Source organism: Fibrivirga algicola, assembly GCF_011742925.1.
GTDB classification, from domain to species: domain Bacteria; phylum Bacteroidota; class Bacteroidia; order Cytophagales; family Spirosomataceae; genus Fibrella; species Fibrella algicola.
On sequence record NZ_WAEL01000015.1, the window covers coordinates 23,200 to 45,840 of the forward strand.

General features: G+C 57.8%; 23 protein-coding genes. 18 read left to right on the forward strand and 5 right to left on the reverse strand.

From position 1 onward, the window contains the following. Window positions 1-12: 12 nt before the first annotated feature. The 15 genes from F7231_RS26725 to F7231_RS26795 all read left to right on the forward strand — a co-directional run bounded on the left by F7231_RS26725 (window position 13) and on the right by F7231_RS26795 (window position 17,430). Entirely contained in the window at window positions 13-186 is a 174-nt protein-coding gene (locus tag F7231_RS26725; protein WP_166694293.1) for a hypothetical protein, read from the forward strand. A gap of 3 nt (window positions 187-189) precedes the next feature. Beyond that, the gene (locus tag F7231_RS26730) at window positions 190-573 is read left to right on the forward strand and encodes a hypothetical protein (protein ID WP_166694294.1); all 384 of its coding nucleotides are present in this window, start codon (window positions 190-192) and stop codon (window positions 571-573) included. Further along, the gene (locus F7231_RS26735) at window positions 464-952 is read left to right on the forward strand and encodes a hypothetical protein (RefSeq protein ID WP_166694295.1); all 489 of its coding nucleotides are present in this window, start codon (window positions 464-466) and stop codon (window positions 950-952) included. The genes F7231_RS26730 and F7231_RS26735 overlap by 110 nt, the downstream gene beginning before the upstream one ends. Before the next feature lie 3 nt (window positions 953-955). Beyond that, window positions 956-1,531 carry a D-Ala-D-Ala carboxypeptidase family metallohydrolase gene (locus F7231_RS26740; RefSeq protein WP_166694296.1) on the forward strand — a complete coding sequence of 192 codons (576 nt, stop codon included), beginning with the start codon at window positions 956-958 and terminating at the stop codon, window positions 1,529-1,531. A gap of 37 nt (window positions 1,532-1,568) precedes the next feature. Next, window positions 1,569-1,970: a hypothetical protein gene (locus tag F7231_RS26745; RefSeq protein WP_166694297.1), complete on the forward strand. Its 402-nt coding sequence runs from the start codon at window positions 1,569-1,571 to the stop codon at window positions 1,968-1,970. Further along, on the forward strand, window positions 1,971-2,735 hold the full coding sequence (locus tag F7231_RS26750; protein ID WP_166694298.1) for a hypothetical protein: 765 nt from the start codon (window positions 1,971-1,973) through the stop codon (window positions 2,733-2,735). 86 nt (window positions 2,736-2,821) lie between these two features. Next, window positions 2,822-3,211, forward strand: coding sequence for a hypothetical protein (locus F7231_RS26755; protein WP_166694299.1), 390 nt, complete (start codon window positions 2,822-2,824; stop codon window positions 3,209-3,211). A gap of 80 nt (window positions 3,212-3,291) precedes the next feature. Continuing rightward, window positions 3,292-5,250, forward strand: coding sequence for a hypothetical protein (locus F7231_RS26760; protein ID WP_166694300.1), 1,959 nt, complete (start codon window positions 3,292-3,294; stop codon window positions 5,248-5,250). Further along, window positions 5,247-6,452: a fibronectin type III domain-containing protein gene (locus tag F7231_RS26765; protein WP_166694301.1), complete on the forward strand. Its 1,206-nt coding sequence runs from the start codon at window positions 5,247-5,249 to the stop codon at window positions 6,450-6,452. The genes F7231_RS26760 and F7231_RS26765 overlap by 4 nt, the downstream gene beginning before the upstream one ends. Then, a complete protein-coding gene (locus tag F7231_RS26770; RefSeq protein ID WP_166694302.1) occupies window positions 6,449-8,824 on the forward strand; it encodes a hypothetical protein in 2,376 nt (791 codons plus the stop codon). Before F7231_RS26765 ends, F7231_RS26770 begins: the two co-directional genes overlap by 4 nt. 2 nt (window positions 8,825-8,826) lie before the next feature. After that, entirely contained in the window at window positions 8,827-9,453 is a 627-nt protein-coding gene (locus tag F7231_RS26775; RefSeq protein ID WP_166694303.1) for a hypothetical protein, read from the forward strand. Window positions 9,454-9,483: 30 nt separating this feature from the next. Beyond that, entirely contained in the window at window positions 9,484-11,601 is a 2,118-nt protein-coding gene (locus F7231_RS26780) for a hypothetical protein (protein WP_166694304.1), read from the forward strand. Beyond that, window positions 11,601-13,682: a hypothetical protein gene (locus F7231_RS26785; protein WP_166694305.1), complete on the forward strand. Its 2,082-nt coding sequence runs from the start codon at window positions 11,601-11,603 to the stop codon at window positions 13,680-13,682. The genes F7231_RS26780 and F7231_RS26785 overlap by 1 nt, the downstream gene beginning before the upstream one ends. Further along, window positions 13,679-14,137: a hypothetical protein gene (locus tag F7231_RS26790; RefSeq protein WP_166694306.1), complete on the forward strand. Its 459-nt coding sequence runs from the start codon at window positions 13,679-13,681 to the stop codon at window positions 14,135-14,137. Before F7231_RS26785 ends, F7231_RS26790 begins: the two co-directional genes overlap by 4 nt. A 2-nt stretch (window positions 14,138-14,139) precedes the next feature. Then, entirely contained in the window at window positions 14,140-17,430 is a 3,291-nt protein-coding gene (locus F7231_RS26795; RefSeq protein WP_166694307.1) for a phage tail tape measure protein, read from the forward strand. Window positions 17,431-17,791: 361 nt separating this feature from the next. Here the strand turns inward: F7231_RS26795 and F7231_RS26800 are convergent, their stop codons facing one another. The 3 genes from F7231_RS26800 to F7231_RS26810 all read right to left on the reverse strand — a co-directional run bounded on the left by F7231_RS26800 (window position 17,792) and on the right by F7231_RS26810 (window position 18,902). Next, complete coding sequence (locus tag F7231_RS26800; RefSeq protein ID WP_166694308.1) at window positions 17,792-18,097, reverse strand: hypothetical protein; 306 nt, start codon at window positions 18,095-18,097, stop codon at window positions 17,792-17,794. 113 nt (window positions 18,098-18,210) lie between these two features. After that, window positions 18,211-18,465, reverse strand: a complete 255-nt coding sequence (locus F7231_RS26805) for a LytTR family DNA-binding domain-containing protein (RefSeq protein ID WP_166694309.1) — start codon at window positions 18,463-18,465, stop codon at window positions 18,211-18,213. Window positions 18,466-18,695: 230 nt separating this feature from the next. Next, complete coding sequence (locus tag F7231_RS26810; protein WP_166694310.1) at window positions 18,696-18,902, reverse strand: hypothetical protein; 207 nt, start codon at window positions 18,900-18,902, stop codon at window positions 18,696-18,698. Window positions 18,903-19,158: 256 nt separating this feature from the next. Here F7231_RS26810 and F7231_RS26815 point away from each other — a divergent pair, with 256 nt between their 5' ends. From F7231_RS26815 to F7231_RS26825, 3 genes are read left to right on the forward strand one after another with little or no spacing between them, the layout of a single operon-like run. Then, on the forward strand, window positions 19,159-19,410 hold the full coding sequence (locus F7231_RS26815) for a hypothetical protein (RefSeq protein WP_166694311.1): 252 nt from the start codon (window positions 19,159-19,161) through the stop codon (window positions 19,408-19,410). Further along, window positions 19,407-20,015, forward strand: coding sequence for a master DNA invertase Mpi family serine-type recombinase (locus F7231_RS26820; RefSeq protein ID WP_166694312.1), 609 nt, complete (start codon window positions 19,407-19,409; stop codon window positions 20,013-20,015). The genes F7231_RS26815 and F7231_RS26820 overlap by 4 nt, the downstream gene beginning before the upstream one ends. Further along, window positions 20,012-20,296, forward strand: a complete 285-nt coding sequence (locus F7231_RS26825; protein WP_166694313.1) for a hypothetical protein — start codon at window positions 20,012-20,014, stop codon at window positions 20,294-20,296. The genes F7231_RS26820 and F7231_RS26825 overlap by 4 nt, the downstream gene beginning before the upstream one ends. Before the next feature lie 40 nt (window positions 20,297-20,336). Here the strand turns inward: F7231_RS26825 and F7231_RS26830 are convergent, their stop codons facing one another. Beyond that, window positions 20,337-21,284, reverse strand: a complete 948-nt coding sequence (locus F7231_RS26830) for a hypothetical protein (protein WP_166694314.1) — start codon at window positions 21,282-21,284, stop codon at window positions 20,337-20,339. A 30-nt stretch (window positions 21,285-21,314) separates the two neighbouring features. Beyond that, window positions 21,315-22,547, reverse strand: coding sequence for a tyrosine-type recombinase/integrase (locus F7231_RS26835; RefSeq protein ID WP_166694315.1), 1,233 nt, complete (start codon window positions 22,545-22,547; stop codon window positions 21,315-21,317). Window positions 22,548-22,641: the final 94 nt, after the last annotated feature.

Below are 22,641 nucleotides of genomic sequence, written 5' to 3' on the forward strand. Positions count from 1 at the left end.
ACCCCTACTGTTATGCTTGCATTTCTGGCCATCATCGGCCTCTTCATCGTACTGGGGCTGCTGGGCATGAGCCTGGAGGTCTTTCTGGAACGGCGTTTTCTGGCCTCCGAGCACCACTCCCGGTGCACTCACCTGCTGGTGCTGTACGTGATTCTGTCCTGCCTCATTTACCACCTTATCAGCTAATCCATGTACCCACCGCCCCCAGTTCTTCAGCTTCCCGGCCGACCCCAGCCAGATCCGAACGATTTCTTCTGGACGGTACTGGCCATCCTCTCCACGGTCATCCTGATCGGTATGGCGCTCCTGTTTGCCTCCAGCTGCAAATCGCCCAAAACCGAGAGTTCGCCCCCACCCGTCATCAAACGGGACACGATCCGCGACCGAATGGTGCGGGATAAATCCGAAGCCAACCAGGCGGCTACCACCGCCAAACAACGTACCTACCAAACCCAAAAACCGTATGAAACGGCTGCTCATGATTACGATGTGCTGCGCCAGCTGCTTGCTGAGCCTGGCCCAGACACCCTCCTCCGCCTTCCCGGAGTTACCCACCTCCCTGACGGCCATTAGTATGCCCGTGCTGCGGGCGTATGTACGCGCAGCGGATTCGCTCCGGGTAGCCAGTGAGCGTCGGATCGTGGCCCTGACGGGTGAGCTGGCGGCCCTGAATACGGTCGTGCTGAAGGGCGAGACCCTGACGGCCTACGATGAGGCCAAACACAACGAGTTGACGGCTCAGCTGACCATTGCTCAGGGAAAGCTCGAAGAGGCCAACCGGGTGATTAACCGTTGCTGGGAGCTGCTGCCCCGGCGGTATCGCAACCAGGCCGGATTAAGCCTCTACGATGCGTTTATGCAATACGAGGCCGATCTGAAACGTCGGGGCGGCCGGCTGCTGGTCATTGGCACGGCGCTGGGCGGCATCATCGGGTTTTTTCTCTTCCGCTAGGCCATGAACGAGCTAGATGACGCCTATTCCACCCTGGGACCGATTGAGCTGCCGGAGCTGGTCGTAATAGGCCCCAAACCCAAAGAAGGGCTGGGCAAGTGGTGCACTTATGCCGAGGCTACGTTTTCCCAGACGGCGCTGGATCATAGCCTGCCCAACACGCCCAACGCCGCCCAGTGGGCCAATATGCAGCTGGTCTACGAGCAGATCTACCGGCCGCTATGTGAGCATTATTTGTACCGTTTACCGATCAGTTCTTTTTTTCGGTCGCCGGCCCTGAATGCCGTTATTCCCGGTGCCTCGGCTACCTCGGCGCATTGTCTGGGGCAGGCCATCGACATCGACTGTGACGGGCTGAGCTTCCTGACCAATCTGGAGCTGCTGACTTACATCCGCAAAACCTTTGTCTTCGATCAGCTGATCCTGGAGCATCCCGATCCGAAAACGGGGAACCCCAAGTGGGTACACATTTCGTTTAGGGCCAACGGCAAGAACCGGGGGCAGGTGCTGCGTGCCCGGTTTGCCCAGGTAAAGGTGAAGGGTAAACTCACTACCAGGACCGTCTACGACCCCATTTAACCGTCTTTCCAACGTACCTAAACCCGCCTCTTTTTTTATGACTCCCAATCCAGATTTGAATATCATGGGCGCGCTGAGCGAAATGCTCAAGGCCACTCCCTTTGTTGCGGTACTCATCGTGGCGATCTATAAGCTGGTCAACTACGTCAAAGACCTCATCGCGGCCTCTGATGCCCGCCAGCTGGCCCACACCGCTGAGCTGAAGGCCCAGCAGGAAAAGCACGATGTCGAGCGCAGCAACACCCAAACGCTGCTCATCGGTCTGACCCGTGACAACGTGACCTCCAACGGGCAGCTGGCTACGGCCATCAGCCAGCTGCAGGAGACCAGCCGTACCGGGCACGAGCAGCTGATGGCCGAGGTGAAAGACATCAAAACGGCGGTGGGTCGCACCTCCCGCACGGTGAACGGGACTAAGCCCAAACCAGCCACTGCCTAAATGCACACCTTCAGCCTGCGCCTGCCCAGTGGTCGATTGCGCCACTACAAACTCCCCGCCTGCTGGGAAGACCTGACCCCGAAACAGTGGGGTCAGGTCGAACACGTGCTGCACCAGAAAACCGAGCACTACGCCTACGCCCTGCTGATGCTGTGGTCGGGCCTGACGCTTGGGCACCTCGAGGCGCTCACGGTAGCCCAGAAGCTGGAGTTGCTGGAGCTGCTGCGGTGGCTGGATACGCCCCCTACCAAATGGATGCGGGGCCGGGTAAACGTGCGGTTTCGGCACTTCTGGGGGCCGGGTGATGGGCTGGAAGACCTCACCTTCGGTGGCTTTCTCTTCGCCGAGGCAGCCCTGAAGCGCTACACCGACGGAGAGGCCGAAGCCCTTTATGACCTGGTGGCAGCCGTCGATATCAGCCGCAAGTGGAGCCTTTGGCTGGATGGTCCGCCTGATTTCAACTCGAAGCTGTTGCCTCAGATCGCGGGTCTGGTCAAAAAGCACTGGGCAGGCTCCATGATGGCGGGCCTGCATTACAACTACGTCGGTGCCCGCACCGAGCTGATCCGGCTGTTCCCCGGCATCTTCAAACCGGCAGGCAAAAACGCCTCTAGTGATAACACCTGGCTCGACGTGGGCCTCTCACTGGCCCGGCAGACCGGGGCGCTGGGGACGTATGCCCAGTTGGAGCAAACCAACGTCTACCTGGTACTGACCACCCTTCAGGCCCTGATCGAGGAGGCCGATAAACTCAAAGACGTATGAACGACCTGGATATCGACGAGCAGCACGAAGCCTTTGGGCGGCGTTTACCAGCCTACCTGCCCGGCCCGCCCGCCCAGTTCTGCTACGTGGAAGAGGTGGGGGAGGACAAGGAAATTATCGAGGCGGCCCGCAACACACTGACCACAACTCCCCTGCTGGTCTGGGAGGCGCTCGACGAGCAGCTGGAATCAGGGCGCAAGGATAACTACACCAGCCTGCTGACGGGGGGGCTGGCGGTGGTCTACAAAACCGATAACTCGGTCCAGAAGCGGCGGGAAGCGCGGCGAATGGCCCGCGCGACGGTGCTGGCCCTGCTGGATGTTATACGGACGCTGAGCGACCAGGGCGAGTTACCCCTGGGAGCGGTGCTGGAAAACGACCGCCTCCCCCTTCAACGAACGCCTCAGATTGGAGCTGGCTGGTACGGAATGGCCGTCGAGTTTCACTGGCGCATCCCCATTCCTACGCGCTTCTAGGCCACTACCCGTCGGAGTAAAACCTGGGCTAACTCAGTTCTGACCTGTTTTCCAGGCGGGGCGGTCCCCTATTTCGTGGCATGTCCATTGTCATCGAAACGCAGCCAGCCGAGCGTGCCCTGGTCCACTCGGGACAGACCCAGTACACCTTCTACGGCGACGGCAGGGTGACGGCCAGCGGCGTCAGGGCGGTGAACCGGCTCAGCCTGACGTCAATGGCGGAGGGTGACCAGGCTAAACTCATCTGGAACGGCAACGAGCTGATCCTGACGGCCCGCAATGCCCCATCCGGCCCCTACGAGGTACCCACCGGCTTTGTTACCGTGGGTAACACGGCCTACCTGACCCAGCTGCTGCCTTACCTGCAGGAGTTCTACCTGCTCAGAAAGGACTTCACCGTTCAGATCGAGACCGCCGATTTTCTGGGCTTTCGCCTCACCGCCCGCCGCCCCGGTCCCCAGTACAACCTCACCGAACACACCGTGCTCCTCAAAAGCACGGCCAGCAACCTGACCCCCGGCCGGGCGGCGGGCCTGCGTCCCCGCTACAGCGTCCACGTGGCCCTGCGGGTGCAGCTGCCCGGCACGCCTGGCACAGATCTGGACGCCGACTTCGAAACCGTCTTTGAATCACCCCTGGAAACAGGCACCGACGGGCGGGCTACCTTCGACGTGGCGCCCCTGCTGGAGGGCTATTTGACCGAATCCTATCCGGACGTCACGCCTGCCACGGCTACGGCGGGTCAGCGGTGCTATTACATCGAGTACGCCGAGGCCTACGGCGATCCCATTCAGGTGGGCCGGGTCAAACGCAGCGAACTGCGCCACCTTTATCAGGGCGGGGCCACGCTGGCCCGGCAGGCGGGGCTGGGCTACGCCCTGGACAGTGTCGTGCGTCAGCCGGGCCGGCTCGACTACGCCCTGCGCCTGGGGCCCTTGCGCCGCTACATCGCCCCCGATTCGATTCAGTTTCTCTCCTTTCTCAACGTGGGGGCCGCCCTGACGGGGGTTCGCCTGCAGGTGGATCTGGCCTGGCTGAATGGCTCGGCCAGCACCCGCACGGATCTGGTCCCGACGCTGGCCTATCCCGCCTCGGCCCTGCTGACCTACGGGGTGGGGCCGGATCAGCTGAGCCTGGCCACGCTGGCCCCGGCCCTGACGCTGACCCAGTACACCGTCCGCCTGATTAACCAAAGTGGTCAGCCTCTGACCGAGCCCTACGTGTTTGTGCTCGACTACGCTCCGCGCCCCTACGCCCGGCAGTTTGCGTACGTCAACTCGCTGGGGGCCGTCGACGTGCTGACCACCTGGGGCAAGGGCTCGGCCGAGTACAACCTGTTTTTTGAGCAGGCCGACCGGCCCCTGATGCTGCCCTACGCCGCCGATGAGGGGCAGTTTGAGGTCTACCAGGCCGCCTATCAGGAGCATCTCACCGTGGCCACGGGTTTTCGGCCCGAGCGCGAGCTGCAGCAGTGGAAAGACTTCTACCGCTCGCGCGCCAAGTGGTACCTCAAACGGCCCCTGAGCCGGCTGGCTCCGGATGCCCGCATTCCCATGGGGCTGGTCAGCAAATCCATTCAGGAAGGCAAGGACGGCCAGAACCTGTTTGCGCACTCCTTCGCCGTCACGCCCCTGCGTAAAGAGCAGTATTACAGCCCCGAGGATGACGCCCTGGAAGAGCCGGCTCCCCCCCGGCAGTTTGCCCCCGCCGGCAGCGTAACCATCAACCAGGTTACGCTGGTGCAGTCGCGGGATCCGAGCGTGCCCGAAGCGGCCCGCAGCCTGACCCCTGATCATCTGTTAACGATCGACCAGCTGGCGGCCCGGGGGGACTTCAACCAGAAGGGTTTTCTCAAGCAGGAGACCACCGACCTCCTCTACCGGGCCAAAGAAGACCTGATTCCCGTCGAGCAGATTCAGGATCTGACCCAGACGGTGTACACCCGCTCGGAAGCCGATGAGCAGCGCCTCGACCTGCAACGCACTATATTCAGTCAGGTACGTCTCCGCGTCCGGGCTATTCCAACTCCTCAATCATGAATGCAGCCCTGCTTATCGACGAGCCTGCGGGCGCTGACTGGACCTTCTCGCTGGATCCGGATGCGCCCACCTCCGCTTATCAGCCCGACCGGCTATTTCTCACCCAGTACGATGGTTCGCCCTTCGTCAATGGGCAAAGCGTGGTCGTCTATGCCTACCATGCCGCCACCAATAAGCGCCTTGTGGAGGCCGTTACCTACTGGTCTGGCCCAGATGATTATGCCCTAAAGCCCGATCAGGAGCTACCCAATCTGGCGCAGATCACCCGGCGCGGAGCCGATACGCCCCACGTGCTATCAGCCCATAACTTTCAGTCCAGCCAGTTTCCCACGCTGACCAGGGCTGATCAGCTGTTTGTGGGCTTTCCCCAGCCGGGTGGCTTTGTGCGCTTTGCCCTGATTACGCTGGCGGATCTGGCTCATGCGCTGGCTCCCCTGCTCAACCTGGGCGACGTGGCTCCCTTGCCCGACTACCTGCCCGTTCGCATCTGGCGGTTTGTGCCTGACAGCAACGCCCTGCCCGACTACGTACCGGTACGGATCTGGCGGTTTGTGCCTGATACGGCCCTGACCCGGCCAGCGGCTCCAACCGATCTGGCCGTGGTCATCGACAGTGACGGCCGCTACCGGCTCGAGTTCACCGACAACGCCAACAACGAGGCGGCGGTGCTGATCGTGCGGGCTACGGCAGACGGGGCCTTTGCTCCGTATGTATCTATTCCGCCCAATACTACCCTGACGGGGTATCTGCCCGACATTCAGCCGGGCGTTACCTACCGCTTTCAGGCCCAGGCTATCAACGGAGCCGGTTCGTCGGGCTGGAGTAACGTGGCCACCATCAACCCGGCTCCGGTGGTGCCAACCATCACCAAGATGGAGATCACTATTGTTAGTGGTCCTGCCCCCAAGAACACCCAGGCGCTGCACCCCACCCTGTCATCCCCCGATGAGGTGGAATGGCAGTGGGTGCAGGCTAACGGGGCAGTGATCATCGACTGGAGCCCCCGATTCCCCCCGGCCCCCTTTCAGGCGAATGACTATACGCACAGCTTCGATACAGGCGTGGTACCTGGATCACCCGGCGCGGTCATGTACCTCAAGGCTCGCCCCAAATCCAACCCCACGGCGGTGGTTGGCCCCTACGCGGCTCAGTTTGGCGGCACGGCCCTCTACGACTGGACAATCATCTTCCCTCAATCATGACCGATTTAAAAGACTCCATTGTACTGGAGGTGGCCGATCCCGACACGGATGCCCGCCTCTACGTACTGCTCGACACCTCCGACTGCGCGCAGGTGCTGCCTCTCTATGACGGGCTCAGTGACAACCAAAAGCGCGCGGCCCTGTCGGCCATCTTCCCCACCGCCCCGGCTGGTTATAAAGCCGTGATCGACAACACCTGTGATGTAACGACTGGTGGCGGCGGTGGCGATCCTGATCCTGACCCGGATCCAGAGCCCGTACTGGCCCAGAGCATCGGAGCCGTGGCTTACTCCTTTGACTCAGGCGGTGTGCGTCGACGGGGCTTCCCTATGTTCGATGCCGTTACAGGCACGTCGGCTCCGGCCATCACGGCTTCCAACGTGTACTGGGTAGCTCGTGCTTCGACGGGAGAAACAGCCAGCCAGGCACTCACCCGGGTGCGGGCTGGCGGAGTGACCAAATACCCCAACAGCGGCGTGAGCGCCGTTCGTCGATCGGCTGTTAACTCGCTGACCGCCTCAACGGTGAAGCCGGCCTGGCTGACCACGCTGATCTACCGGGGCGATGGCAAGGTCTGCCGGGTGGGCATTGGTACCACCTTCGGCCGCACTGGCCTCAAGTCAGTGATCTGCAACCTGGATGGCTCAATTATTACCAACTCCGGTACGTCGGCCGAGTCAGGCGAGTACGTAGACATTGATTCGTTTCCCCTCGATGGAGCCGTGGCGCAGGGTAGTATCGATATTAATGGTTCGCCATCAGGGCCGGTGGCACTGGTGACGGGCAGTTCGTACCTGGTCTCACTGGAGTACACGAATGGCAGCACGCCCGAGTATTTCGTGTACGTGCTGACAATCCCACAGAATCCCAACGATCAGATCACCACGCTGACCCTGCCGGGCGCAGCTGGAGGCGGCGGTGGCTCTAGTGAGTTTGTGGCTCATACCCTGGCTGGTAAGCGGAACATGGGCCTGTTTATCGGCAACTCCAATCGGGATGCGCAGACGGGCGGGCTAATGAGCTACGAACGCGAGAGTGTGATCTGGTCGAAAAAGCCGGTCAATCAGGGCGGGGCCGGCATGAACTGCTGGATTTGCAACATCGCGTGGCAGAAATTCCAGAACCCGGACGGCTCGTTTGACTTCCGCATGATCGACGATGCCCTCGACATCAGCACGGCCAACGGGATGCCGATGAAGCTGCATTTTGACATGGCCGTGGGTCTGGGCGCAGGCAACGCCGACAGTTACCTGCTGGCCTCGGAGTGCTGGTATGATAATGAGGGCAATCCGGTCGAGAAAAACGACGTGCGTACTGCCTCGTATTCCAGCCAGAGTGCCCGCGCCAAGCAGGCAACGGCCCTCAATGCCGCCTTCGCCCATGTGCGGGATTCGGGCAAAGCGGGCATCGTGATGGGCTTCATGGTGTCAAACGGGCTGCAACTCGAACACGAATTCGGCTCAACCAACCGGGTGGGTAGCAGCAACGACGTGCAGGTGCAGTTCGACTTCTCGGATACCGAGAAAGCCGCCTTCCGTACCCGTGCGCAGGGCTGGTACACCACTATCTGGCAGAACAACCCCCAGCAATATGCGTCAGCCCTTGCGGCAGCCAATGCAGTCTGGGGTACGTCGTTCACAAGCTGGGCCAATGTACAACCACCAACGGTGCCCGGTGGTGGTTCGGCTACCAGCTGGAATTACAATGCCAACCAGCACACCATCGACTGGTACAACCATCGTCAGTTGTCGCTGGCTGATTACGCCAACTGGTGGCATAATCTGGTCAAAGCGGTTAGCCCGAACCTGAAGACGATGATCAAGTTCGGCAACCTGGTCGATGGGCAGTCACAAAGCCGGGGTACCATGTCGGTGGCGGGCCTACTCCTGCACGACGGGATCAGCCAGGACAACGACTGGAACTACAACTTCAAGCTCTCGCATACCGTCGCGCTCCGGAGTCAGGAAGAACGGTTCTACGCGGCCGATGAGATCTTCTTTGTCACGGCCGATCGCTACTCGAAGGATCAGCAAAAGCAGTGGATTCGCGGGGCCTTCGACGGCGGGGCCAGCTTCATTGACTGGGGCGCCTTTTACGCCTCCGACCCGAATGACTTCAACGCGACCAAAATCGCTGAAGCTAGGGCCTGGATCAACGAGGTAATGACCGATGTGCAGACTACGCACCCGATCGGCGCAACGATTACCCGCCCGGCGTATGACTTCACGATCACGGCCAACAGCACCACGCTGCTCTCGCTTACTTGGCAAAACGGCGGCGGTGGTACCTCGTATGCCCAGCAGCTGGTCGATGCCATCAATCAGGGCAAAAAACCCCGCTTCCTGATCAACAACAACCTCTCCGGCGTATAGACATGGCATCTTTTTCAAACCTGGCCTTCGACACCATTCGCCGGCTCAAAAATGACGAAACCGGGGAGATCACCCTGGTCTTCACCCGCGACGGTGTTCCGCTGAACATTGCCGACCTGCGGTTTTCGGTGGGCTTCAACGTGGTGGGCTCCGTCGAGGAAATTGTGCGGCTGGAAGAGGGCGGCGCGGCGGGTCAGCTGATCCGCCCCACGGGCACCACCGACCGGCTGGTGATCGACCTGACCCCGGAGCAGCGTGAAGACCTCGAGGCCGACAGCTACACGATCTGGGTCTACCTGCTGGTGAGCGGGCGGCGGGATCCGATCGTTTACTACAAGTTCAGCTGGGAGATCGAACCAATGAACAGTTTCCTGAGTGGCCAGCCCCGTGAACCCGCCCCTATGCGCATCGACTTTGTGACGGCCTCGGCACTGACGCTGACCGTGCCGGTCTACGAACTGGGAGGCACGGTCACGGGGGCGGTGCCCGGCGTAGCCTCCGAAGCGGCTGCCACGGCCTCTCCCCTGCCGGCTGGTGCCGGGGGGCAACTGCTGCTCATCAATGAGCAGCCCTTTATCCGGGTGGGCACCAAGCTGCTGGGACTCAGCTACACCACCGACGACGTTTAACCTTCCTTTTTTCCTTTTTCCTACCTACCCATGAGACGTACCTGCCTCCTCTTCTGCCTGCTGCTGGCCACCACGCTGGCGCAGGCCCAAATGACCTACCGCAAAAACGGGACGGTCATCGAGTACTCCTACAAGAAAGGGCCGTGGACACCCCTGACCAGCACGCCCGGTTCGGTAACCACGACCCCCACTGCCTTTACCAACCTGACGGGAATTCCCGCGTATTTGACCAGTACGGCCCTGAATGCCAAGCTGGAGACCTCGCTCTACACCGTCAACCGGCTCAATGACCGGGCAGAGGTGGAAGCGGTGCGGGTGACGGCCAATGCCGCCCTGCCTGCCTCCACATACACGACCAACCGGGCGGCTGATTTGGGGGCAATCGGAGCCGCTCAGACTACGGCGGATCAGGCGCTGCCTACCACCACCTACAATACTAATCGGGCCACGGATCTGGCCGCCATCGGGGCCGCTCAGACCACGGCCAATGCCGCCGTTCCAACCACGACCTACAACGCTAACCGAACGGCGGATCAAACGGCGGCCCGCAACCCGGCTAACCTGCTCCTGACCCCCTTGCTGCGGCTGGTGACAGACAGCCAGATTACGCGCTGGGATAACTACTCGCTGATCAACAACTGGACCGCGACCAGTATCCGGGGCCTCTTCAACGGCAACGGGCTGATCCAGTACGATAACAGTATGGGGAATTTCTACAGCAACGCCACCGAGTTCAACCTGATGCTGGTCAACTACCTCAAATCGCGGGATGGCTACGCGACGGGTAAAGTCCTGAGCACCGATGGTACCAACCTCCTGTGGGTGACGCCCACCAGCACGACCGTCACCAGTGGCAGCTCGACCTCGGCCACGGGGGGCACGCCGGCGACGAGTCATTACTTCGCTGACAGCACGGTGAACCGGGTCAACTACGCCCTAATGGTCGATGTGCCCCTAAGCACAACGGCCCAGATCCAGAGCTTTCTGACCACGGCTCAGATCAACAAACGGGGCATTATCGCGCCGGCCTCCTACACCCTGGCGTCAAACGTATTCACCCAGACCGGGGCCTGGGACAACGTGGCCCTGACGGCTCCCTCCGGAGCGACGTTCGTGGCTACAGCGGGAGCCACTTCGCTATTTTTCACCAATACCCACACCGTCAAGCGGGCGGCCATCACGGGTATCACCTTTACCACCACCTGGACGGGGGCAGGCAACGCGGCCGTGTTCACGAATGAACTGGTCACCTTTCAGGGGCTGGAGTTCGCACGGTGCAAGTGGATCGGGGCTAACGCGGGCAACTGGAACGCCTTCAACATCACCCAGTACAGCACCAGCAGTAACTCCGGAGCGACGTCGAGCGACTTTTATATGCACGACTGCGAGTTCATCAACATTCCCCGGATGCCGGTGGAAATCCTCTCGCAGGGCTACGATGCCGTGCGGCTAACCAACGTCACGCTGACGAATAACCGCTTCACCAACTCGGCGGCCAACACCGGGGAGGTGAGCCGGATGGCCACCAGCTTTTCGGGACTCATCACAGGCATCTACCACGCGAAGAATTACTCGAAAGATGCCAAAACGATCGCCTACGAGTTTGTCAACGTCAAATACAGCCTGGCTGAATCCAACACGGCCGTGGGCTCGATCGAGAACGCCGTGGGCTACTCGGTCACCGACGACGGGCGCAACACCACCGAGCAGATCTATTTCAAGGGGGGGCACATCAGCGTGCTGGGCCGGCCCATGCAGTTCTACGGCACCAAGGATATCCACGTCGACGGGGGTTACTACTACGGCCGGCGCAGTGTGGACGTGAAGTCCCGGCAGAGCAGCTTTGAGAACCTGACGGTGCTGGTGCAAAGCACGACCGTCGAACAGGGCTGGCAGTTTGATAACACCAGCGTGGGCAACACCCTGAAGAACTCGACAATCTCCAGCTTCGGGGCACTGGCGGCGGGGCTGAATCCCTACTATGAGTCAGTGATCTTCCGCAGTGGTACCTCCGACAACGTGCTGACCAACCTGATCCTGCGGCGGGGCAAGAAAGACAATGTGCCCAGCTATTACACCAATGGCCAGCCCGTCAGTCAGGGTATGAATAACACCTGGTCCTCCATCACTGTCGAATCTGAACTCTAATGATCGACATTCGCAACCAGGCCGGCGATCGGCTCCTGCTCAGCTCCGACACCTCGCTGGTGCTGGAGCAAGCAGCGGGCCTGCTGGACGCCGACAGTCTGCCGGGTGGCTTCTCCTACCCCCTTTCCTTTCCGCTGACCGACTGCCCACCCAATCAGCGGTTTGTCGGTCAGACGCACCGCCCCGCTGCCAGTGGGGCCATGGAGCTGCCTGTGCAGCTGCTGGTCGACGGGGGCCTGTACCGGAACGGCGTGCTGCGCTATAAGATCGAGAACGGCCTTGGCTCGGGCACGCTGCGGCTGGACTACTCGGCTCAAACCGATGAGCTGGCGGGCAGAAAACTGGCCGAGGTGCTCACCGATCCGGTGTACCTGGGAGCGACGAACCCCGGCCAGATGGCCCCGCGCATGGGCCAGATCGCGCAGTTACCAATTGGCTCGTTTCCCCTGACGTTCTTCCCCCTGCGCAACGAGGGCTTCATGGACGAGGAGTTCACCGCCCAGCGCATTGCCCAGTTGCCGGGGCTGACCTACGAGCGGCCCGTGTACGTCAACGCCGTGAATGCCGATGGCGTTTTTCAGACCGACACCCTGACGGGCAAGGTGGGCCAGCCCGTTGTGCCGTTTTTCTTTCTGACCTGGGTGGTCGGGCAGTTACTGGGCAAGTTTGGCTACCGCATGGCGGGGGGCTGGCCCGCCGACGGGAACGTTCAGCGACTGGTGGTGCTCAACATGACCGCTATTCGCTCGAGTCTCCGGAGCGGCGTGGCCCCGGACGGGTCAAACCAGATCAGTCAATACTGGGCAATGCCCGGCCTGCACCTGCCCGAGAGCACGGTGGCCGAGTTTCTAAAAAGTGTGCGTGAACGGTACGGGTTATTCTTTCGCTGGGATAGCCGGGGCCGGGTGTGCTACGTGGACCGCTTTAGTGATCTGCTGCTGGCCCCGGCGGTGGATCTGCGGGGGGCGCTGCAAATCAAGGGCGGCGGGGTAACGGACGCGGCCCGCACGGGCTACTCGGTCTACGAGTACGTGGAAGGCACCGATGAGCTGCGCCGCACCGCCGAGGGGCAGGCCCAGCTCATTCCCCCGGTGATCTACGGAGACGGCAAAACGGAGGTCAAACTGCGGGTGGGCACCTGCTCAATGGTGCGCGAGATCCGGCCCGGCTCCACGGCCAGCTGGACTCTTCCCGCCCTGCGCTGCCCGGGCAACGTGACCGAACCCCTGCTGGAAAAATCCGATCGGTATTTGAGCGCTGAGGGTACCCGCAAGAACAGCATAGGGCTGCTGGTGCTGAGCTACGTCCCCCTGAGCCGGGACAGCAGTGGGCGGTTCTATCCGTCCGCCACGCCCTTCCCCGTCGACGGGGAGAGCGTGACCCTGGGGGGCAAGCGCGGGGGCTGGCTCAGTGGCCTGCGCTCGGTGTTTTCGTTTCGGGCGAAAACCAAAGGGTTGACCCAGCAGCTGCTGCTGCCGGTGGCCCAGGCGGCGAGTCTACTGCCCGGCAGTCGCCTGCACCTGCGCGATCCGCAGGGCAACGAGGCTACGGGGCTGCTCGATCTGATTCAGGCCGAACTACCCGCCCAGCGGGGCCTGGTCAAATGCCGACTCGTCAGTCGGCTCCTGCCCCCGATCGGAGAGAATCCCGCCCCGGCCATCCCGCCGATCGTGTACGTGGAGCTGAGTCAGGTGGAGCGCATTCCGCCCAACGAGGTCATCATGTACCCCACCACCCAGTACCCGGCCGGCATCAGCTGCTCGCTGAGCCGGCGGCTGCTGACCCTGACGGTGCGGGCCTGGGCCGATGCGGGCCGTACTATACCGGCCGTGTTCAGTCAGGAGCTGCTGCTAACCCTGCGGGTGAGCGAGCACAACTCACCCGACTTCGAGCAGACCGCCACGCTGGCCAACCCGGATCCGCTCTACACCATCAAACTGCCCATCAGCCAGGCGGTGCAGGTGGTCGATGCGCAGTTTGAGAATTACGCTACCATAACCATCCGCGTGTCGGGCCGCCTGTTGGTGGGTCGTACCCGCACCATTCAGCTGGAGGTGGGCGAAGGCTATCAGCTGCTATGACCTACGAGGAACTGGATATCAACCAGCGCATCAACCTGAAGGGGGCGCTGGTTGACTGGACCCGCTACGCCACCCAGCACTTTCAGGAATCACTGGAGAAAAAGCTCTACCGGGTCAACACCAAAAAACGGGGAGCTAAACGCACGGGCAACCTGCGAAACCGGTGGTGGCAAAACGTGCAGGGCCTGGGCAGTTCCCACCGCATCGTGCTGGAATTCCTGCTCTATGGCCGCTTTCAGGACATAGGCGTAGGGCGGGGCACTGACTACAATGACCGCCTTACCGCCCGCCGTCTGCGCATGGGTTCACCCGGACGAACACCCCGCCGCTGGTACGCCAAAAAGAAAGGCTACGAGCTGCACCGCCTCCGTGAAATACTGGCCGCCCGGTACGTGAGTGTGCCCGTGCAGCTGCTTGAAAATGCCCTTACCCTAACCCTACCCATCCCCCTATAATCATGGCAGTAACTCAACAGGAACGGGCCGTTATTGATTTAGTCATTAATGGCCAGCAGGCCCAGGCTGCCCTGACCGAAGTCGGCAAAGCGGCCACCGTGGCCCGGCGTGAACTCTCGAAGATGCGGGAGGCTGATGATCCGGCGGCGTTTGCCAAAAAAATGAAAGAATACCAAACGCTGGCAGCCGCCGAGACTGACATGCGCGCCCGGCTGAACGGGGCAGCTACGGGCTGGGCGGGCTTCAAGCAGAACGTGGTGGGGACGCTCACCGGCGTACTGGGAGGCAATCTGCTCACGGCCGGACTGGGGCAGCTCATCGGCCTGGCTCCGGTGGTGCTCGATCACAGCATCAAGATGGCCGATAGCTTTGCTGATATCGCTAAGAATGCGGACATGAGCACGCAGCAGGTCGAGGCCCTGAATGAAAAGCTCTACAAAATGCCGACCCGCACCAGCACCAATGACCTGCGCGCCATGGCCGCTACGGGTGGTCAGTTCGGGGTAGCCGCTGGTGAGATGGACAAGTTCGTCGATGGCGCCAACCGGGTTAACGTGGCCATCGGTGATGAGTTTGGCTCGGTGGAGAAGACCGTCGAGAACGTGCTGGGCCTGCGCAACGTGTTCAGTAATATCAAGTCGGATAACATCGATCAGGATCTGCTCCGGATCGGTAACGCCATGAACGTGCTGGGCGCGGAGGGGAAGGCCACAGCCCCCATGCTCTCGGATTTTGCCAACCGCATGGGTGGGGTACTCATTCCGCTGGGCCTGACCGAGGGTAAGGTACTGGGCCTCTCAGCCACGCTCTCCGAGCTGAATGTAACGGCCGAGCGGGGCAGCACGGCCACGGTGAATATCTTCCAGAAGATGCTGACCGAGACCGAAACCTTCGCCAAAGTAGCCGGGGTACCGCTCAAAGAATACCGGGATCTGATCAAAAACGACATCAACGGGGCCTTTGTCAAGTACGTCGAGGGGCTAAAGAAAGTCTCGGGCAATCAAGTCGAGTTTATGGCCGTGCTGGAGAAATCGAAATTGACGGGGGCGGGCGAGATGGAAGTGCTCAGCAAACTGGCCAGCAACACGGACCTGCTGGCCCAGAAATCCGACCGGGCCACCCAGGCCCTGACCCAGACCGACAGCATCACCGCCGAGTACGACAAGAAGAATCTGTCCCTGGCGGTGAGTCTTAAAAAACTGGCCGATCTCAAGGAGCAGCTGCTGACTAAGCTTATTCCGCTGGCCAGTGGATTCGTTAATCTGACCACTAAACTACTGGACCTCAACTCAGCCAGTGAGGAGGCAACGACTGCCTTTGAGAGTCAGCGATCGGCGGTAAAGGGCTTGGAGCGGGACGTGAATCCCCTGCTGAAACGCCACGATGAATTGAAGAGCAAAACCAAGCTCTCCAAGGATGAGCAGACGGAACTCAACAAGATCATCGCCACCATTGCCCAAACGATTCCCTCGGCCGTTACCCAGTTCGATAAGATGGGTAATGCAATGGCCATCTCGACCGACAAGGCCCGGGCGTATGTCAAGCAGCAGCAGGAGATTCTGAAGTACACCAATCAGCAGGCCATCGCCGAAACTGAATCGGAGCTAAACCGCGCCCGTGGCCAGCAGCTGGGACTGCTCACCAAACAGCGCACCGGGGTTGATCGCCAGAACACAGGGATGGGGCAGTACGTGGATGTGCAGCTGACCAACGCCGATCGGCAAAAGCTCAAAGAGCAAATTGACGCCAAGAACGCTGAGATTGCTGCGCTGGAAGCCCGGAAAGCAGGTCTCTCTGGTGACTACCTGAATGCCAACGTACCCAAACCGGTTGCAGCCACTACCCTACCGCCGAAACAGGCCGGGGGAGGTAGCATTGATATGGGCGAGTCGAAGGAGGAAAAAGCCGATCGGCTCAAGCGGGAACGCTCCCTCAAAGCCGCCCAGAAGCATGAGGACGACTACGCCAAACTCCTGGAGGATGCTCGTAAACGCACGGCGCAGGACCGCGACGATGAGTTCGAGCGCGATCACATAGCCTTCGGTACTCACTACGCCAAACTCCTGGAGCTGGCCGGCAGTGACAAAGACAAACAGGCGCAGGTCTCCGAGACTATGTACACCGAGCTGGCCGCCATTCAGGACAAGGCCGATAAAAAGGCGGAGAAAATCAACGCCGAAAAGCGGGAAAAGCAGGAGCAGGAGCGGGCAGCGGATCTGAAAGAACAGCAGGAATACAACCAGATGATGGTCGAGATGGCCATCAAGCGGCTGGAGGTGCTGCGTGATGCCGATCTGGCCGCCAATGACCTGGCGCATGCGGGCGGTACCATCAGCGATCAGGTCCACTACGGCCGGGAGCTGCTGATCATGGATCAGTTCCTGCAAGCCAAGCTCAGCTTGCTGGACACCTTCAAGCAGGATACGGCTTCCATCGAGGCCGATATCACGGCCAACCAGAATGACCAGGCTAATCAGCGGGCGGCCATCCAGCAGCGACTGGTCAACCGGCAGCTGATGGCCATGGAGCAGATGGCCACCGACGAAAGCCTGACGGATCAGCAGCGCTTGCAGGCCAAAGAGGCGTTTGAGAACGCAATGGCCCAGTTTGTTGCCGAGGGTATCTCGGGCTACCGGACCCTGGTGGGTGAGCACACCATTGCCTACAAAGCCATGTTTGCCGCCGAGCGGGCCTACGCCATTGCCAAGATCGCCATCAATACGTATAAGGAGATCTCAGACGTGTGGGCTAACCCGCAGTTCACCCTGCTGGGCTTCGCCGGGCCGGTGGTGAAGGGGATTTACTCCGCTCTGGCCGTTGGCCGGGGACTAGCCGCCGCCGCGAGCGTGTCGGGCATTGCCATGAAGGATGAGGGCGGGTTTACCGATTACGAGTCGCTGTACGGGGGCGCGTCGGGATTTGCCACCAAACCAACCATGGTCAACAAGGGAGCCAGCTCGTACATGGTGGGCGAGAAGCGGCCCGAGTGGATCATGGGCGGGGCCATGCTCCAGAATCCGGTGATGGCGAATCTGGCCCACGCCCTGGAGGCGGTGCAGGTCACGGGAGCCTACCGGAACATGGGGACGGCCTCCGGGGTAGCGTCCATGGGCGGCAGTCAGCCAGCACCCGGATCCACGCCAGGCATGAACCTGACGCCCCTGCTCCAGGAGATGCAGCTGATGCGAGGGGAGCTGAGCAAGATCAAGAACCTGAAGGTGGAGAATAACTACCGGGCATTTGAGGAGTACCGGGATGAGGTCACTCAGGTACGTACCCAGAATACGTTGTAATTACTTATCTTTACGGTTACCAACAGGAAAAATTCTTGTGGTTGAATAACTTAGAAGAAATAAAAAAGCAGACTGGTTATGCTGGTCTGCTTTTTTATTCTCGGGTCCTCAACTCGGAAAAATCTCCCGTACAGACCCTGGGAGCATATCTTTGTAGCTCGCAATGGGGAGAAATCTCTATTTGTGAGGATAGAAGCGGAAAGCGGACCGGTTGTACTGGTTCGCTTTTTTGTTTGTTGACAGCTAACAGACTTATACCTCAACTCCGGGCAAGCGACAACCGTGTAAGCAGCTCAGTGTCGTTGGCCACTGAACTCAATAGACGCTCTTTTGTCCTTGAGCTTCTGGTTCGGGCGATACCTCAGGTTTCGCCTTGTGGACCCAACTTGTTTCGCTCTGCTTCGTGATGGGCAATAATGGCTTGCTTCATTATTGCCCCTTCAATCCGCCATTGCTGAGTTTCTTCTATTTGTTTGGTGAGCAGCGCTGCTCGATCCCTATAAGCGTGGTAAGCCAACGCATGTCGCTGCTGGGCCTGCGCGTTCATCAAGGCTCGCCAGGTGCTTCTTCTCTCCTTAAAGTAAGCACCCCATTCCAGATGATAATCTCGTATCAACTGAAGTTGTTCTCTGTTCCAATCAGCGTTCTCAATGAAACGGGTAAGCATAGCGTTAGGGCTTAGTCAGAAAGGTAAAACTATCTAGTCTCATATCCATTAGTAAATAGTTTAGGGGCATTACCACCACGACTAGGCAACTATAACCGGGTTCTGACTTTATGTCACTCGACGATGAGAGACGACCGTACCTGCCTGGCAACAACTCCCTCCTGGTAGAGCGTGAATTTGTTGATGGCCTCCGGAATTTGCCGGCGCGACCCATTCAGGATGGTTCCGTCCAGCAGGTGAACTTGCATTGACTTGCTTTTCACGGTAACGATTTTATCAATGTATATGGGATTGACCAGCAGCCCCCTACTGATTCGGATGAAGTGGGGCAATTGCTCCGCAAAATACTTTAGCGTTTTAGTTACCATTAGGGGGGGCCTATGACTCGGTGGCAAAAACGTGGTGGTATTAACCGAAACAGGCCGCTCAAGCTTTGTCAGATGAAGCCGGGTATAATTAATGTCGCCCTCGCAGTAAACAATGAGGGATAGATTTTGAAAGTAGCGGTAACCGGGTATCACCAGCTCATTCAACGGACTAATTGACGGGGACATATAATACAGCTTCGCTTAGTGGCTAACCGGCCACCTTTTATCTTTTAAAATAAATTAATCTTGTTTTTAGCAAAACGGACACCGGCGTAGGTATAAAGCAGGATGGCCCCCGTCTTTAGAGCTGCCTCGGCTAATTCTCGCTTGTATAGGCCACTATAGAAATCCTGTATCCAGTCAATCAGTACTGCGCAGTAGCCAAGAAAGCCAATAAAACCTGCGCTGAGCAATAGTAATCTCGTCTGTAAAGTCATATAGTGGTCATTTCAGAAAGGGCAAGCTACCAATACTTGAGTAATTTAAGTAATAATTGAGCTGTACAGTTCGGTAGTTTTACTAAAAGGCTAGGTTAGAGCCTATGATAAATCATCAGCGAATAGCTTCTGATTCGATAGAAGAAACGAGCGTTTACATACCTCAATACTAGGGTATATTAAGTGGCGTTAAAATGTGTTACTACTTGCGTATATTTAAGGGGTTAAATAGGTTTAACCAAACGCCATCACTTTTATGAACTTGAAACCTGGAGATCTGGTGATGGCCACTAATCTACCAGCTGGTGAACTACTGGTTTTACTTGCCCTAGATGACTACGGTATGGACACGACTCACGCCTTTTCGGCTGTGGTCATCATTCATACCAATCCATCTGATTTATTCGATCCCAGCAAAGAGACAGGCAACATTAGTGCCTGGCAAACTGCTGATTTTAGGTTAACGACCTGGAGCGAGCTTGTTCCACTCCTTTCTGCTACGCTATGATTTACGCTTATATCCGGGTATCAACCGACCGGCAGACCGCCGAAAACCAACGTTTTGAAATCCTGAAAAAAACCAGCGCCGATCGGGTGCACGTTGATCAGTGGATCGAAGAAACCGCCAGTGGTACTAGGTCTGCTGCCGACCGTGCCCTAGGGAACTTGCTCTCATCGATGAAGGCCAAAGACGTCTTATATGTAACGGAGCTGTCCCGGCTGGGTCGGTCACTCATGGAGATCATGAGCATCCTGCACGACTGCATGGAGCGCGACGTGCGCGTGTTTGCTATTAAGGAAGGCTATGAGCTGGGTAACAACATCAGCTCAAAAGTGCTGGCCTTCGCCTTCGGTTTGTCGGCCGAGATTGAGCGCAACTTGATTTCTCAGCGCACGCGTGAGGCCTTAGAACGAAAGAAAGCGGAAGGTATGCAACTTGGCCGGCCGAAGGGAAGCCGCAACGAATCGGTGAAACTGTCGGGTAAGGAAGAAATTATCCGGGGATGGCTGAAGAATAAGGTATCTCTGTCAGCCATGGCACGTATGTTGGGCGTTGACCGGCAAACAGTCAATTCATTTATAAGTAACAGAGACCTAATTCAAAAACTATGAAAGGGCCAAGCACTTCAGATGAGATAAATTCTCCATTTGACGATGAGATTCTCAATAGGCTTCAGGCCAGAGACCTGGGCATGATTAATGGCGAGCGAGTGTTTCACTTCGTTGATCATGCCGCTAACCTTCAGATTGCTTATGATGGCCAAAAGTTCATCATTAGGGATGGTCAAAAATGGCTTAACCAAGAATACTGGAGAGGCTACGTCGATTCATATGATTACTTATCACAAAAGATTCTGCGCCTGGATATAGAACACAATTACAAGCATCGGTAATGAGTAGACTGCTGCAATTACCGACAGTAAAGTATCAAGCTTAAAATGGCCACGGATCTTCGTCAACCTCAACGTCAAAACCGGCACTTTCTAAAACTTTGGTAAGTGCCGGTATGGTGTGTTTTTCTTTAAACCCTATAAATGTTAAGTTCACTCCATCCGCCCCCAAAGCTATATTTGCTCTAGGCCACCGCCTCAGAAGGAAATTTTTAAGACTGTGTATCTGATCACGTGAGGGCTCTCGCAAGCGGATAGTGTAGGAAGTGTGATTTGGAGATTCGAATGAAGAAAATAAGGAGCTATTAGTTTGATCAGGTGAGGTTGTCCGGGATGAATTGCTACGTAAAGTCGCTACACTGTCAGCTAATTCATTCAACTTGTCGAGTATGTAATGCTGTACTGGGTCATTCGACTGCTCAACCTGTTCCTGTATGATAGAGGCCTCCAGCCCATTGTAAACTGGATTTTCAGGATTCGTATCATTGAGAGCCAGCGGAATTGTCTCAACCAGCCGAGCGGTAAGTTCAACGGCACCACCCATGTCATTTTTATAGAATATTGTCCGCTCGGCAGCTATATCAAAAGGTAGCACTGTCCCGTTCTCGGCGATGACAATAACCGGCTTTCTCCTGGCATGTCGAATCGCCAGTTCATACATCACATTGGCATTTAAGCCTGTGAGATTGGCAATAACCAAATCGCATTCCAAGATATGACGGACTATCTGCCGCGTAATGTTACCCGGATTTTTGATTTTATGAGGGGGAATTAAGTCGATACCGAAACGCCTCAAGGCAGGTTCAATGACTGCGTCAATAAGACCATCAGTTGCCCGACGAATCTCAGAACTATCCCCCCCTAATGGGGTGATAAAGAAGGCAATTTTAGGCTTATCGTTTCCTTCAGTTTCGGGAATTACTTTGTTCTCAGCCAGTTTAGCTGTCAATGAATCACCTACAACAGTTCGTTTTTTCTCTTCGTTTTTCACGTGTAGTAAAAGGTTATAGGCGGTTGGTCGTTAAAATTCAGGAAACTGGTGGATCTTCTCATTGTCAGCGTGAACGCCCAGATCACGAAGGTACTCGATTGTCTGCTTCATGTCTTTGTGCCGGCACTGACGGCGTACCAACTCGATATCCTTGGTGGCCTCCCAAAGCGCTACGGCCCCGGTGTGTTTCCAGCTGTATACATCGTGATTCGTATCGGTCAATTCCATTTTCTCGAGCACTTTCATGTGACGGCGGTACATATACTTAGGGCCGAGTAGTTCTGGTCCGGGTTCATCATTGTAGCTGAAGACGTAATAATGATCCGGGTACGTCTTCAGCTTGAACTCCTCGATGAGCCTAGCCAGCGGACCGGGAATAGCAATGTAATCCCCCTCGGATGTCTTGGCACTCTCGGCCGTGATGTAGATTACCTTCTCGCGCAGGTCGCGAATCTTGAGCCTGCGTACTTCTTCATTGGGGCGGGCCAGCGTGTAATAGATGAACCGCACAAAGAGCAGTAACTGGGGGTAGCCCAGATCCTGACAGGCTTTCCGGTAGTCAGCCTGCTGGCGTTTGGAGTAGGCCTGGTGCTTGTGCTTCAGATAGGGTAGCAGGTTCAGGTTTTCGAAGGGGTTAACCAAGCTCCGGGTCCGCTGATCCCGACTGATATAATAGTTAAAGAACACACTGGCATCGTTCAGTCGGTTATTGCGGGTACGGTTGCCATTCCCCTCTACGGTAATAACCTCATCCAGGTAAGTCAGGGCCTCCAGTTGATCGAAGTGCCCCAGGAAGATGTTGCTTCTATTATGCCGGTTCAGGTAGTTCATCAGCGAATACAGCGAGGTCTTATACCCCGTGTGGGTATTACGCGCCAGTGTCTTTTTGACGAAGGCTAGGTACTCAACGATAGCTGGAATGATGGGCCGGTTGGCTGCTATTTTCTCAGGAACCGCCTTGACATCGGGAAGCCTGTTCCGCTTGAGGGGTACCCGCCACGGCTCCTCATCGACGGGCTTCTCGCCCGTAAATGCCTTACCCGTTTTCAGTGCCTGGTTAAGTACCTTGATGTGGTCAGCGGCAGCTTGTAGCCTCTCTTTTACCGTTGGCTGAGCCAGTACCACGCGCTTGCGCTTCAGCTTCTTCTCGGTAATATGCCAGATGTGATACTCAACCACCCACTGCTTGGTGAGATCATTGTCAGCAGGCTTATAGAGGGTAGCCAGCTTGAAGGGAAATTTGTCGGATTTGCCCTGATTCATGCTTTAGTACAATTGAGCTTGCCATTTTTTTTGCCATTTTTTAAAAATGGCAAAAAAAATACCTGAAAACCGTTGATTTTCAGGTATTTACCTT